The sequence below is a fragment of the Butyrivibrio fibrisolvens genome, from assembly GCF_037113525.1.
Lineage (GTDB): Bacteria > Bacillota > Clostridia > Lachnospirales > Lachnospiraceae > Butyrivibrio > Butyrivibrio fibrisolvens.
Window position 1 is genome coordinate 881,037 of the sequence record NZ_CP146963.1, and the last position, 14,096, is coordinate 895,132.

The following is a 14,096-nucleotide window of genomic DNA, read 5'->3' on the forward strand; positions in this document are numbered from 1 at the left end:
CGAATCAATGAGTTTTGTTTTATATGAACAGAAAGATAAGATCGCTGTTGTAACTATCAACCGTCCGGAAGCACTTAATGCTCTTAACTCAGCAGTTCTCGATGAGCTTAATGAAGTTCTCGATAACGTTGATCTTAATACAGTTAGAGCACTCGTTCTTACCGGTGCTGGAGATAAGTCTTTTGTAGCTGGTGCTGATATTGGAGAGATGTCAACACTTACAAAGGCTGAAGGTGAAGCTTTTGGTAAGAAGGGTAACGATGTATTCCGTAAGCTTGAGACACTTCCTATCCCTGTAATTGCAGCTGTTAACGGCTTTGCACTTGGCGGCGGATGTGAGATCTCTATGAGCTGCGATATCCGTATCTGCTCAGACAACGCTATGTTCGGTCAGCCTGAAGTTGGTCTTGGAATTACTCCTGGATTCGGCGGAACACAGAGACTTGCAAGAACAGTTGGTGTTGGTATGGCTAAACAGCTTATCTACACAGCTCGTAATATCAAAGCTGACGAAGCACTTCGTATCGGCCTTGTAAACGCTGTATACACTCAGGAAGAGCTTCTTCCTGCAGCTGAGAAGCTTGCAACAACAATCGCTGGTAACGCTCCTATAGCTGTTCGTGCTTGTAAGAAAGCTATCAACGATGGTCTTCAGACTGATATCGACAGCGCACTTGTAATCGAAGAAAAGCTCTTTGGTTCATGCTTCGAGTCAGAAGATCAGGTAGAAGGAATGGCTAACTTCCTTCGTAAGAAAGATGATCCTAAGAAGGTTAAGCACGTAGATTTCAAGAATGCTTAATATCGATCTTTGATGTGATATTCATTACAAGGTGAGTATTACAGTCAAATAATCGGGGATTAAATAGACATATATCATTTAACGGAAAATAATAGATAAAATATATCTAAGGAGGATTTACAATGAAAGTAGCTGTAATTGGTGCAGGAACAATGGGTTCTGGTATTGCACAGGCATTCGCACAGTGTGACGCTGTTGAGACAGTTTATCTTTGCGATATCAAGCAGGAGTTCGCTGATGGCGGTAAGAGCAAGATCGAGAAGAATCTTGGACGTCTTGTTAAGAAGGAAAAGATGACTCAGGAAGCTGCTGATGCAATCGTAGCAAAGGTTAAGACAGGTCTTAACACAATCGCTACAGATCCTGATCTCGTAGTTGAGGCTGCACTTGAAGTTATGGATATCAAGAAAGCTTGCTTCAAGGAACTTCAGGAGAACATCGTTAAGAATCCTGATTGTATCTATGCTTCAAACACATCATCTCTTTCAATCACAGAGATCGGTGCAGGTCTTAAGACTCCTATCATCGGAATGCACTTCTTCAACCCAGCTCCTGTTATGAAGCTCATCGAGGTTATCTCAGGCGCTAACACACCTAAGGAGACAACAGAGAAGGTTATCGAGATCTCCAAGACTCTTGGTAAGACACCTGTACAGGTTAACGAGGCTCCTGGATTCGTTGTTAACCGTATTCTTATTCCACTTATCAACGAAGGTATCTTCGTATATTCAGAAGGAATTTCTGATATCGAAGGCATCGATACAGCTATGAAGCTTGGATGTAACCATCCTATGGGACCCCTTGAACTGGGTGACTATGTAGGTCTTGATATCGTTCTTGCTATCATGGATGTACTTTACAATGAGACTAAGGATTCCAAGTATCGTGCATGCGGACTCCTTCGTAAGATGGTTCGTGCAGGTCACCTTGGCGTTAAGTCAGGAATCGGTTTCTACAAGTACAACGAAGACAGAACAAAGACTCCTGTTGACAAGCTTTAATATTGCTAATCAGCTTCCCGGGATGGGTTAATCTATCCCGGGAGTTACGGGTTAAAGAAGTCTGTGATTTCTTTAAGCCTGTGTTGATAGAATAAACTGACGGCTATGCCGTCACAATAGAACTAAAGGAGAAAAAACATGGATTTTCAGCTGGATCAGAAGCATGAAATGGCAAGATCTCTTTTTAGAGAATTTGCTGAAAAAGAAGTAAAGCCTCTCGCAATTGAGACAGACGAGACAGAAGTTTTCCCACGCGAGACAGTTACTAAGATGGGAAAGAGCGGATTCTTAGGAATTCCGGTACCGAAGGAATATGGCGGACAGGGATGCGATCCTCTTACATACGTTATGTGCGTAGAAGAGCTCGCTAAAGTTTGCGGTACAACATCTGTTATTGTATCTGCACACACATCTCTTTGCGTAGATCCAATTCTTACATATGGTACAGAAGAGCAGAAGCAGAAGTACGTTCCGGACCTTGCTTCAGGTAAGAAGCTTGGTGCTTTCGGTCTTACAGAGCCTGGCGCTGGTACAGACGCTCAGGGTGTTCAGACCAAGGCTGTTCTTTCAGAGGACGGAAAGACTTGGACACTTAACGGTTCTAAGTGCTTCATCACAAACGGTAAGGAAGCTGATGTTTATATCATCATCGCTTACACAGATATCGTTGAAGACAAGAAGGGTAGAAAGCAGAAGAAGTTTACTGCATTCATCGTTGAGAAGGATACACCTGGTTTCACATTCGGAACTAAGGAACACAAGATGGGTATCAGAGGATCAGCTACATATGAGCTTATCTTCCAGGATTGCGTAATTCCTGCTGAGAACCAGCTTGGTGCTCGTGGAAAGGGCTTCCCTATCGCTATGCACACTCTTGATGGTGGACGTATCGGTATCGCTGCTCAGGCTCTTGGTCTTGCAGAAGGCGCTCTTGAGAGAACAATCGCTTATGTAAAAGAGAGAAAGCAGTTCGGTCGTTCAATCGCTCAGTTCCAGAATACACAGTTCCAGCTTGCTAACCTTGCAACAGAAGTAGAAGCTGCACAGCTCCTTGTATACAAAGCTGCAGAAGCTAAGAGAACTCAGGACAGATATTCTGTAGAAGCTGCTAAAGCTAAGCTTTTCGCTGCTGAGACAGCTATGGACGTTACAACAAAGTGCGTACAGCTCCTTGGTGGATATGGTTACATCAGAGAGTACGAAGTTGAGCGTATGATGCGTGACGCTAAGATTACTGAGATCTACGAAGGAACATCAGAAGTTCAGCGTATGGTTATCTCAGGAAGCTTACTTGCATAAAAATGTATATATAAAATGAACTATTTAGTTCAGATTCTGCAAATATAAGGAGAAAAACATGAAAGTAGTAGTTTGTGTTAAGCAGGTCCCTGATACAAAGGGCGGCGTTAAATTCAAACCAGATGGAACTCTTGATAGAGGCGCAATGCTTGCTATCATGAATCCTGATGATAAAGCAGGTCTTGAAGCAGCTCTTAAGCTTAAAGATCAGTATGGTGCTGAAGTAACAGTTGTAACAATGGGTCTTCCTAAGGCTGATGCAGTTCTTCGTGAAGCTCTTGCTATGGGTGCTGATAAAGCAATCCTCGTTACAGACAGAGTACTCGGCGGCGCAGATACATGGGCAACATCTTCAACAATTGCCGGAGCAATCCGTAACCTTGAGTATGATATCGTTATCACAGGTCGTCAGGCTATCGATGGTGATACAGCTCAGGTTGGTCCTCAGATTTCTGAGCACCTTGGAATCCCGGTTATCTCATACGCTGAAGAAATTTCAGTTGATGAGAAAGAGAAATCAGTTACAGTTAAGAGACAGTTCGAGGACCGTTACCACATGGTAAAGGCTAAGATGCCTGTTCTCATTACAGCTCTTTCAGAGCTCGGTGAGCCTAGATACATGACTCCTGGTGGAATCTTCGATGCATTCGATACAGAAGTTACTGTATGGGGCAGAGCTGATCTTAAGGATGTAGCAGACGAGAACATCGGTCTTAAGGGTTCTCCTACACAGATTGCCAAGGCTTCAGATAAGGTTAAGAAGGGTGCTGGTGAGAAGGTTACTCCTGACAGCGCTGATGAAGCAGTTAAGTACATCCTTGGCAAGCTTGATGAGAAGCACGTAATCTAAGAATCCGTACGTGGCGGAGCATAAAAGCTATCGCTACCCAAGATGTGAATTATTTAGTATAAAAGGAGAAAGAACATGTCTTTAGAAGAATATAAGGGTGTATTTATCTTCGCTCAGCAGGTTGATAATGAGCTCAGCAACATAGCTCTCGAACTTCTGGGCAAGGCAAAAGATCTCGCAGCAGATCTTGATGAAAAGAAAGTAACAGCAGTACTTCTTGGTGAGAACGTTGAAGGTCTTACTGATAAGCTTGCTGAGTACGGTGCAGACAGAGTCATCGTTGTAGATGATCCTGCACTTAAGGATTACAGAACAGAGCCTTATACACACGCTCTTGCATCAGTAATCAATGAGTTCAAGCCTGAAATCCTCCTCGTTGGAGCTACAGCAATCGGCCGTGACCTTGGTCCTCGTGTATCATCACGTGTACACACAGGTCTTACAGCTGACTGTACACAGCTTGAGATTGGTGATTTCCCTCTTAACCCTATGCCTGGACAGGAGCAGAAGCATCAGCAGCTTCTTATGACTCGTCCTGCATTCGGTGGAAACACAATCGCTACAATCGCTTGCCCGAACTTCCGTCCTCAGATGGCTACAGTTCGTCCTGGCGTTATGCAGAAGATCGCTCCTAACAAGGGAGCTAAGGCAGAAATTGTTAAATTCAATCCTGGATTCGAAGAGAACAACTGCTACACAGAGATCCTTAAGATCGTTAAGGAGAAGGCTAACGTTGCTAACATCGCTGACGCTAAGATTCTTGTATCTGGCGGACGTGGCGTAGGCAGCCCAGAGAACTTCCAGATTCTTGAAGATCTTGCAGAGGCACTTGGCGGAACAGTTTCCTGCTCACGTGCAGTTGTAGATAACGGCTGGAAGCCAAAGGAACTTCAGGTTGGTCAGACTGGTCAGACAGTTCGTCCTCACGTTTACTTCGCAATCGGTATTTCAGGTGCCATCCAGCACGTAGCAGGTATGGAAGAGTCTGATATCATCATTGCTATCAACAAGGACGAGAACGCACCTATCTTCGACGTAGCAGACTACGGCGTAGTAGGAGACCTTAACAAGATCGTTCCTGAACTTACAAAGCAGATCAAAGACGCTCAGGCAGCTAAGACACAGGCTTAATTCCTGATTAGTATAGCCAAGCTAAAAGATTTATAAAAAAGTTTATTAAGAGAGCTTTCCGCTAAATAGTGGGAAGCTTTCTTTTTTATAATCTGAAAAGATATTTTTAAATAAAAACTAATAAGAAAAAATCAGAAATATAAAAAAGAAATTAAAAAAGAAATTAAAAAAATAATGCTTAAACAGCTCATACTGCCTAAGCATTACTTTATAGACTTTAAATATTAGAATAATATTTAGGCTCATATATTACCGGAGCCTTCTGTGTTTCAATAAGATACCCTTTCTTATCAAGCGCTTCTTCTATCTCGTCCAGAATAGCCTCAGAACGAGCCTCAATAAGATGATAGTGGTATCCGTCTGTAATGGTAGAAAGAGGAGAGGAGACGCCGCTACGCATGTCACGAAGGTAGTTCTGGATATCACGTTTTGAACTTATCTGCAGTGGAGCTGTGATAGTACCATAAACCTTATGTTCAACATATACGTTTTGGACACTTCCTCCAAGATCTACGATCGCAGAAAGCTCATCCTCAATCTGTTCATTGGTATGTCTTACCTTGTATACACGTCTTGTGTTAGAAGCGTGCATTAGGATATAGCCGGAGTTAGTAGCGACAAGATCAGGATGAGTAGCTTTGATAAGAGCTATGTCAGTTACGATAACCTGTCTGCTTACGCCAAGCTCTTTGGATAGCTTACTTCCGGATATAGGTTCGGAAGCAGCAGCCAGAATCTCAAGTATGTTATTTCTTCTTTCTTCACCTGATAATCGCATATTTTTCCTCTATCTCAACTTAGTCTACAGGATGCAGATTTTTCATGGAAAGATCAAGGATAGGTGATGAATGTGTAAGTGCACCACTTGAAATGTAATCTACTCCAAGATCTGCAAGCTTTTTAATATTTTCTTTTGTAACATTACCGGATACTTCGACCTCGGCTTTGCCGTCTATGATCTTCATAGCGGTCTCCATATCTTCATGAGACATATTGTCGAGCATGATGATATCAGCACCTGCTTCGACAGCTTCTTTGACCATATCAAGGTTCTCAACTTCAACTTCGATCTTTCTGACAAAAGGAGCATAGTCTCTGGCCATCTCTATAGCCTTTGTTACGCTTCCTGCTGCACCGATATGGTTATCCTTAAGCAGTACACCATCAGATAAGTTATATCTGTGGTTATGACCGCCGCCAACTGTAACAGCGTACTTTTCGAATATTCTCATGTTAGGGGTAGTCTTACGGGTATCGAGAAGCTTGATCTTTGATCCCTTAAGCAATTCTACTACATTTGCAGTATAGGTTGCAATTCCGCTCATACGCTGCAGATAGTTAAGAGCAACACGTTCTCCGGAAAGAAGTACTCGGATATCACCCTCAACAGTTCCGATCTTCTGACCACTTGTAACGTGATCTCCGTCTTTGACAGAAAAGCTTGCCTTAGTATCAGGATCAAGGAGTGTGAATACTCTTTCGTATACAGAAAGGCCGGCAATAACACCGTCCTGCTTTGCTATAAGATCAACTGTACCCGGAACACTCTCAGGCATAACCGCGTTTGTTGATACATCTTCAGAAGTGATATCCTCTTTAAGCGCTGACAGGATCAGGTCGTCTGCCTGAAGTCTCATTGTTACTGGTGCAAGGTGTGCTGTACTGCTTTGGTTTATGATGCTCATGATATTTTTTCATCCTTTCAATTTCAGCTAAAACAAGCTTTTTATTATTGACTCCAAGAGTCATAGTATTAGTCCATTCGGGTGACACTGGTGTCATATTTATATCTGAAGGCTGATCTGTAGCCGTGTCAGAAGTTTTTACGATACGCATATCGTATTTTTTGCCTATAAGTAATGCGGCTTTCTTAGCCCATACAAGACTTTCCAAAAGAGAGTTGCTGGCTAGTCTGTTCTTTCCATGAACGCCGTTACAGCAGGTTTCACCTGCAGCAAAAAGGTGTCTCATAGAAGTTTGACCGTTGAGGTCAACTTTTATACCGCCCATAAAATAGTGCTGGGCAGGCACAACGGGAATAGGCTCTTTGGTTGGGTCGTATCCTTCTTCTAGGCAATGTTCATATATATGCTTGAAGTGATTTCTGATTTCATCCTCCGGAATATGTTCCATCGAAAGCCATACATGTTTAGTGCCTTCATCTTCCATAACTTCAAATATTGCACCGCTTACGATATCTCTTGGCTGAAGCTCGTCAGTAAAGCGCTCGCCTTTTTTATTTAAAAGGATTCCGCCCTCGCCTCTTACAGACTCTGATATGAGAAAAGAGCGATCGCTCAGCACATTTACTGTATTTCTTTTGGTCTTACTTCCATCAAAATGTTCTACGTATTCAGAAGTATGATCTGTATACAAAGTAGTCGGATGGATCTGAATATAATCAGGGTTTTCAAGCTTTATGCCGTGCTTAAGGCATATGGCAAGAGCATCGCCTGTAAGAAGAGGGTAGTTTGTACTATGTTCAAACAGACCTCCGATACCGCCGCAGGCAAGGATGGTATAAAAGCTTTCTATATATATTATCTTTTCGCCCATGTCAGTGTCAGCCATGCCGTATTCTTGCCCTAATTTACTGTCAGAAGGCACTGTACATACTACGCCGTGGCAGCTTGAATCATGGAGCTTACCATTTTTCTTTGTGATAAGATCGATCATTGTAACATGATCATAGATCTTAACGTTAGGAAGCTTTCGTACAGCATCAAGAAGTTTTGATGTGATCTCCTGACCTGTTATATCCTCGTGGAAGAGGATCCTTTTGTTAGAATGAGCCCCTTCCCTTGTAAAATCAAGGCTTCCATCTGGATTTCTCTCAAAGTCTGTTCCAATAGCTATAAGATCCTCTATGACACTTTGAGACTGTCTGATCATCTGGTCTACAGAATCAGGATCATTTTCATAGTGACCTGCCTTCATTGTGTCTTTAAAATAGGAATCATAGTCGTCTTCATCCCTGAGCATACATATGCCGCCCTGGGCAAGGTATGAATCACACTCTGTGACGTCGCCCTTAGATATTAACGTGATATTAAGGCTTTTAGGAAGGTTCATTGCAGCATATAGGCCAGCAACGCCGCTTCCGACTATAACAACATCAGTTTTTAGACTATTTGCGCTATTCATAATTTTCCTCCTATACAAGGACAGGAGCCTCCTTAGCATTACCCAGCTCAAGCATTCTTTCAAGTGGCTTGTCAGCAGCTTCTCTAAGCTCATCAGATACTGTGATAGAGCCTGTACCGTTCAACAGACAGTTACGTACTTTTTCCAAAGTAACTTTCTTCATGTTAGGGCATACCTGCTTAGCACCAATGAAGTAGAAATTCTTGCCGGGAGCTTTTTTCTTAAGTTCGTGAAGAACTCCTGACTCAGTGCAGACGATGAACTCTTCTGCATTTGAAGCTGCAGCATATTCGATGATCTCTTTGGTTGAGCCTGTAAAGTCTGCAAGCTCGCACACTTCCTGAGTACATTCAGGATGAACCAGGATTTCAGCGTTTTCATGCTCTCTAAATGCGATCTCAACATCTTTGGCCGTGATAGAAGTGTGAACATGGCAGTAGCCTGGATTTAAGATAACGTTCTTATCAGGGCACTCTTCCTTAACGAAACGTCCGAGATTTCCATCCGGGATAAAAAAGATATTCTTGTTAGGAAGAGATCTTACGATCTTAAGTGCGTTTGAACTTGTAACACACACATCTGAAAGAGCTTTGATCTCAGCCATAGAATTGATATAGCAGACAACAGCAAGATCTTCATATTCTTCGCGCATCTGTTTGATCTTGTCCGCATCTACCATAAGAGCCATAGGACATACAGCGCCAAGATCAGGCATAAGTACTGTTTTGTCAGGGCTTAAGATGTTAGCAGACTGTCCCATAAATGTAACGCCGCAGAAAACTATAGTCTTGTGCGGATCAGATTTTGCAACCTTTGCAAGGTAGAATGAGTCGCCAACATAATCAGCAACATCCTGTACAGCGCCGTCAACATAGTAGTGGGCGAGAATTACAGCATCTTTTTCCTTAGCCAGTGCCCTTATTTCCTGAGATATTGTATCCATAAACTCCTCCTGATGGTCTTCACATATACGTGAAAACCTATGATTGGTTGAATAGTGATTGCCAAATTAGTTTTACTAGTTTGAAATTTTTTATCTTTTGAGTGATGATACTACTACCTGTAAAATAAGTCAAGACATATGTAAAAATAATATTTTACACCTGACAAGACATGTGTAATTACCAGTGAACTTAACATTTGCCATGAAAAGGGGTAAAATGCTAGGGATGACGATAAATAACAATACCCGGATCGTAAGATGATCTAGGGAGTTTACTGGTATAAGGAGTTAGGCAATGGGTAAAAAAGAAGTAAAAACAAACGCGATGCGTATCCTTGATACAATGAAGATTCCATACAAGCATCATGAATATGAATGCAAAGAATTCGTTGATGGGGTGCAGATAGCAGATTCACTGGGACTTCCCCACGAGAAAGTTTTTAAGACTCTTGTAACTGTAGGAGCTGACCATAACTATTATGTATTCGTTCTGCCCATAGCAGAAGAATTAGATTTCAAAAAGTGCGCAAAAGCGGTTGGCGTCAAGAATGTTGAGATGATACCAGTTAAGGACATCAATAAAGTCACAGGATATATAAGAGGCGGCACAACCTCTATCGGTATGAAAAAGAGCTATGTGACTAAAGTTGCAATACAGGCCAAAGACCAGGAGACTATTTATATTAGTGGCGGCCGTATCGGTTCACAGCTGGAACTATCTCCTGACGATCTGTTAAAAGCAGATAATGGCGAGTATGCTGATATAACGAAATAACGAAAATTCAGAATGACGTATTACTGAAATAACAAAAAAAATAAGATAAGAGATATACCAATAATATTTAAAACCATACAAAGCTTGATGCGCATAGCTACTCGAAGCTTTTGTATGGCTTTTTATATATATTTAATAACGATAAAACATATAATCAGTATATATTATAATAATAACAAAGTTGTTAAAAAGTGTGTAAATATACGTAATATTATGATTATTTAACGCCAAACTATTTCATTCTAATCTGAAAAGTGATAATATAATCAATATATGCAAGGCTTGGAATTCGGGAAACCAGACTGGAACGCATATTTAGATAAACGCAATATCGGAAATACGCGCCTATTGTGCGCTTGAAAATGTTCTTTACGATCTTTTTGTGATTGATACTAAAGGGAATCCATTTAAAAAGGCTGGATTAGCGTGTCGGGTAAACATTAAATCAGCTGCCATTGTTCTTTTTTTATGGAAGAGAGGGGTAGAATGAGTAAAAGATTTGTTAAGACCTTATTTTCCGGAACTATGGCTGCTGCGGTTCTTTTCCATACTCTTGGGAGCAGTAGCTTCGTGACATTTGCTGAAAATGACGAAGCAGATGACACATCTAATATTATCCAGGAAGAAAACACAACTGAAAACGGGAATGATGATGGCTTTTCCAATGGTGGTGACTCAAATGAAAGCACATCTGATGAAACAAATGATTCTTTACAAGATTCCGATGATTTCGCTGATGCAGATAATAATGAAAATGATCAGAATGGCGAAAGCGCTGTATCTGCTGGAGAAGGTACAAATACATCAGATAAAGAAGAATCAGAAAATGCAGATTCTGATACAGATGACTTAGAAGATGCTACCAATCCTGATGCAGAAGCAGATAGTGATGGTAAAGAAGATCAAGATGCTGAAAATGAAAAAAGTGAAATCGATGATGTTGCAGGTTTCAAATTAAGTTACATTGCCAATAGTGGCGGTAAACTTAGCAGCGACTTGGATACTACAGATTTGGTAAAAGAAGTAGTAGATCTTGAAGCTGAAGAAATAACGATCATCGGAGCCACAGCAGTTGCTGATGAAGGTTACACATTTGCTAACTGGACATATGATGAGCAGATAATAAGCGAAGATGCAGAATTTATACCTGATGTAACACTGCTTAAGACAATAGCTGAAGAGAATAACGAAGCAACATTCTATGCGAATTTTACTCAGGTAAGTGAAGAGGGACTCACTTATAATGAAGCATTTGACTGGGAAGTGACTGTTGATGGCATTACAATAACCGCTTATGCAGAAGTAGGAGTAATACCGGATGGATCCGTTCTGAACGTAGCTAAAGCAGATCAAAATGTAGAAGAACAAGTCAATGAATTAGCTAAAAATGTTACAGAAGATATTGATAATGAAAAAGAGGAAAAAAATTCTAATAGTATACCTATAAAGTCTGATGACAAAACAGCCGATAATACTGCTTTGAATGGGACTTATACATTTGATATAACCATCACCAACGATAAAGTCGAAGGCGAAATACAGCCGGTAGGCGGCACTGTAACAATTACTTTTTCAAATGTCATAGATAAAGAAAGTGCCGGAGAAGATACATATCTTACAGCATATTATGTAGAAACAAGTGCCCTGAAACATACGGACGAAAATAAAGCAGATTCAGAAAAAAGTGAAAATACAGAATCAAATGAAGATGCAGTAATTAGTGAAAATGAAAGTTCAAACGAAAATACAGAATCAAGCGAATCTCTTGAACCGAATGAGTCAACAACCACTGACAGTTCAGAAAAGGAGGTTCTTGAACTTACAAAAGTAAGTGATCCTAAAAACAATACAACAGATATAAGCTTTGATGCACAGCACTTTTCAACATATACAATAGTATCTACTCGCCCGACTAATCCTAATTACAAGCCTGCAGAGTACACTCCCAAGGCATACAAGATCCTTACAGGATCAGGCAGAGAACTTGCAAGTGGCGATTTTACTTTTACTATCGTAAGGACAGATGAATATGGAAATCCTTACGGAGAAAGTGATCCTCTGTATTTTAAGGAAAGCGGCGTACCAAATGACGCCAACGGACTTGTAACATTCCCAACACTTTCTTTTGACACACCGGATACATACTATTTCAAGATCACGGAAGACATACCTGTAGATAAAGATCCTCATATTACTTATGATGAGAATTTCTATATATTAAGAATATATGTTTCGGAATATATAGATGACAGAGAATTGCTTGTAGCTAACCCTGCATATGTCAAGAATGATACACTTCCGCCTGTAATCGTAAACCTCTATGATTACTATGCACCTACGATCAATAATAACCACGCATTTAAGTTCTCAGACGGAACAAACTATTACGAAGGCAGTACCCAAAAGAAGGCATCAGGATATAACAAGTATACAGGAGATGACAGTAGTAAAGATAAGAGAGCAACAGGAATTATAAAACCGGAACTTGTCAACGGATATCCGGTACTTAATGAAACTGTAACAGGTTCCAGTGAAAGCCTTGAATATCTCTTTACTGATGCATCTGAAGGAGTTGTTGATAAAAGAGAAAATGTCATCCTATACAAGATCGGGGATGCTGAATCCTATGAATATGTAAATCCTGCGTTTTATCCTTTTGATGGAAATGGTCAAAAAGAAACAAGTGATAGTCACAATTATCACTTCAGCGTTGTTACAGAGGCAGCATTCGTTATACCTGAAACAGGATTTGTCTATACTGAAGACAATCCTAACTCCACAACCGACATGATCTATGAATTTGAAGGCGATGATGATGTCTGGGTATTCATAGATGGAAAGCTCGTTATAGATCTGGGCGGCGTTCATGACAAAGTTGGAGCAACGCTCAACTTCAGAACAGGCGAAATTCAGTACTATGAGTTTTCTAATAAAAACAGTGGTTCAAAGGTTAATATTACTACCTCTAATCTAAGCGAAGTATATGGATCCACATGGAAAGACGGCAAAGTTCATACCCTTAAGATATTCTACTTTGAACGAGGCAAGAGCCTTTCAGAGTTTGACTCGAATTTTAACCTTGCTCTTATAGCAGAATTCAACAATGTATATGAAGAAGAGTTTGAGGGTGAAACATCAGTTAAATTCTCAGGAACAAAGACTCTTACAGGAAGAACACTTGCAGCAGGCGAATTCTCTTTTGAACTTAAAGACAAAGACGGCAGGGTGCTTGAGACAGTAACTAATAGCGCATCCGGAGCATTTGCCTTTTCAGAGATCAGATACTTACTTGGTGAAGATCACAGTGATGTTGGAGATCATAAGTATACTATCAGCGAGGTAATAGGAAGCCTTACAGGTGTAACCTATGATACCAGAGTTTATAACGTGACTGTCACCGTGTCGTATGACATGAGTACCAGGCAGCTGATAGCAACAATTAGTGGACTTAATGCGGACGGAAGCGGAGCAAACTTTACTAATACATATTCGTCAGTGACGCCGCCTCCGCCACCACCAACTCCGCCAACACCTCCGACCACACCGCCTTCAACTCCGACATATACAACGACAACTACACCGGTAGCAGAAACTCCGCAGGTTTTAGGAGCAACAAGAGAAGTTGTTACACCTCAGGAAGAGCCGGCAGTACTTGGTGAGAGAAGAAGGGCAACAGGAGATGAAAGTACTATATTAATAAGAATATTAATAATTATCAGCTGCGCGGCTATATTGTCAGGCATCTTGATCGCAGAGAAGAAAAAAGAAAAGAATAATAAGTAAAGATACCCCAAATCAAAAATCCACCTAATAGACAAGATCATCATGTAATGAGATTGGAGTTACGGTGGATTTTTGTGCCTCCAAAATATACGTTTGACCGTGTATTCAAACTACGTTATTTCATAACATGATATCGCTATTTCGAGCAATGTCTGTTGCAATGCCGTATACCTAGCGTTATAGTGTTATTGAGATAAATATAACTTCATATTGGTAATTTTTACTCAGGGAACGCCCGCACCATTGAGCCCTGTGTCTTGGAACGAGAATGCCGTACTGTGCAATAACTCTCGCTTTGAGACACAGGGCTTTTTAATACCCAAAGGAATGAAAAGCGTTGAGGACGACAAGGAGGAAAAGAACCCTAT

General features: G+C 41.0%; 11 protein-coding genes. 7 read left to right on the forward strand and 4 right to left on the reverse strand.

The features are described 5' to 3' along the window. Positions 1 to 7 precede the first annotated feature (7 nt). The 5 genes from WAA20_RS03530 (at position 8) to WAA20_RS03550 (ending at position 5,083) form a co-directional block, all read left to right on the forward strand. Entirely contained in the window at positions 8 to 802 is a 795-nt protein-coding gene (locus WAA20_RS03530) for an enoyl-CoA hydratase-related protein (RefSeq protein ID WP_073389707.1), read from the forward strand. Between the two features lie 122 nt (positions 803 to 924). Beyond that, positions 925 to 1,803, forward strand: a complete 879-nt coding sequence (locus WAA20_RS03535; RefSeq protein ID WP_027216843.1) for a 3-hydroxyacyl-CoA dehydrogenase NAD-binding domain-containing protein — start codon at positions 925 to 927, stop codon at positions 1,801 to 1,803. 138 nt (positions 1,804 to 1,941) lie between these two features. Beyond that, positions 1,942 to 3,102: an acyl-CoA dehydrogenase gene (locus WAA20_RS03540; RefSeq protein WP_073389705.1), complete on the forward strand. Its 1,161-nt coding sequence runs from the start codon at positions 1,942 to 1,944 to the stop codon at positions 3,100 to 3,102. A gap of 58 nt (positions 3,103 to 3,160) precedes the next feature. Then, the gene (locus tag WAA20_RS03545) at positions 3,161 to 3,952 is read left to right on the forward strand and encodes an electron transfer flavoprotein subunit beta/FixA family protein (RefSeq protein WP_073389704.1); all 792 of its coding nucleotides are present in this window, start codon (positions 3,161 to 3,163) and stop codon (positions 3,950 to 3,952) included. Positions 3,953 to 4,027: 75 nt separating this feature from the next. After that, entirely contained in the window at positions 4,028 to 5,083 is a 1,056-nt protein-coding gene (locus WAA20_RS03550) for an electron transfer flavoprotein subunit alpha/FixB family protein (RefSeq protein WP_073389702.1), read from the forward strand. Positions 5,084 to 5,300: 217 nt separating this feature from the next. Here WAA20_RS03550 and WAA20_RS03555 read toward each other — a convergent pair whose 3' ends face one another. From WAA20_RS03555 to nadA, 4 genes are read right to left on the reverse strand one after another with little or no spacing between them, the layout of a single operon-like run. Beyond that, entirely contained in the window at positions 5,301 to 5,861 is a 561-nt protein-coding gene (locus WAA20_RS03555) for a transcription repressor NadR (RefSeq protein WP_073389701.1), read from the reverse strand. A 19-nt stretch (positions 5,862 to 5,880) separates the two neighbouring features. After that, on the reverse strand, positions 5,881 to 6,768 hold the full coding sequence (nadC, locus tag WAA20_RS03560; RefSeq protein WP_073389699.1) for a carboxylating nicotinate-nucleotide diphosphorylase: 888 nt from the start codon (positions 6,766 to 6,768) through the stop codon (positions 5,881 to 5,883). Further along, positions 6,680 to 8,227 (reverse strand): L-aspartate oxidase, encoded by a 1,548-nt coding sequence (locus WAA20_RS03565; RefSeq protein ID WP_073389698.1) that lies wholly within the window; start codon positions 8,225 to 8,227, stop codon positions 6,680 to 6,682. The genes nadC and WAA20_RS03565 overlap by 89 nt, the downstream gene beginning before the upstream one ends. A 10-nt stretch (positions 8,228 to 8,237) precedes the next feature. Beyond that, entirely contained in the window at positions 8,238 to 9,170 is a 933-nt protein-coding gene (nadA, locus tag WAA20_RS03570) for a quinolinate synthase NadA (RefSeq protein WP_073389696.1), read from the reverse strand. A gap of 295 nt (positions 9,171 to 9,465) precedes the next feature. Here nadA and ybaK point away from each other — a divergent pair, with 295 nt between their 5' ends. Together ybaK and WAA20_RS03580 are read left to right on the forward strand one after the other, a co-directional pair. Further along, positions 9,466 to 9,945 carry a Cys-tRNA(Pro) deacylase gene (ybaK, locus tag WAA20_RS03575; RefSeq protein ID WP_073389695.1) on the forward strand — a complete coding sequence of 160 codons (480 nt, stop codon included), beginning with the start codon at positions 9,466 to 9,468 and terminating at the stop codon, positions 9,943 to 9,945. 486 nt (positions 9,946 to 10,431) lie between these two features. Next, positions 10,432 to 13,728, forward strand: a complete 3,297-nt coding sequence (locus tag WAA20_RS03580; RefSeq protein ID WP_073389694.1) for an FctA domain-containing protein — start codon at positions 10,432 to 10,434, stop codon at positions 13,726 to 13,728. Positions 13,729 to 14,096 lie beyond the last annotated feature (368 nt).

What these genes read in the sequence shown, in the direction of transcription:
- WAA20_RS03530 (WP_073389707.1), top strand. Translation starts at nt 8, where the DNA reads ATGAGTTTTGTTTTATATGAACAGAAAGATAAGATCGCTGTTGTAACT.
- WAA20_RS03535 (WP_027216843.1), top strand. Translation starts at nt 925, where the DNA reads ATGAAAGTAGCTGTAATTGGTGCAGGAACAATGGGTTCTGGTATTGCA.
- WAA20_RS03540 (WP_073389705.1), top strand. Translation starts at nt 1,942, where the DNA reads ATGGATTTTCAGCTGGATCAGAAGCATGAAATGGCAAGATCTCTTTTT.
- WAA20_RS03545 (WP_073389704.1), top strand. Translation starts at nt 3,161, where the DNA reads ATGAAAGTAGTAGTTTGTGTTAAGCAGGTCCCTGATACAAAGGGCGGC.
- WAA20_RS03550 (WP_073389702.1), top strand. Translation starts at nt 4,028, where the DNA reads ATGTCTTTAGAAGAATATAAGGGTGTATTTATCTTCGCTCAGCAGGTT.
- WAA20_RS03555 (WP_073389701.1), bottom strand. Translation starts at nt 5,861, where the DNA reads ATGCGATTATCAGGTGAAGAAAGAAGAAATAACATACTTGAGATTCTG.
- nadC (WP_073389699.1), bottom strand. Translation starts at nt 6,768, where the DNA reads ATGAGCATCATAAACCAAAGCAGTACAGCACACCTTGCACCAGTAACA.
- WAA20_RS03565 (WP_073389698.1), bottom strand. Translation starts at nt 8,227, where the DNA reads ATGAATAGCGCAAATAGTCTAAAAACTGATGTTGTTATAGTCGGAAGC.
- nadA (WP_073389696.1), bottom strand. Translation starts at nt 9,170, where the DNA reads ATGGATACAATATCTCAGGAAATAAGGGCACTGGCTAAGGAAAAAGAT.
- ybaK (WP_073389695.1), top strand. Translation starts at nt 9,466, where the DNA reads ATGGGTAAAAAAGAAGTAAAAACAAACGCGATGCGTATCCTTGATACA.
- WAA20_RS03580 (WP_073389694.1), top strand. Translation starts at nt 10,432, where the DNA reads ATGAGTAAAAGATTTGTTAAGACCTTATTTTCCGGAACTATGGCTGCT.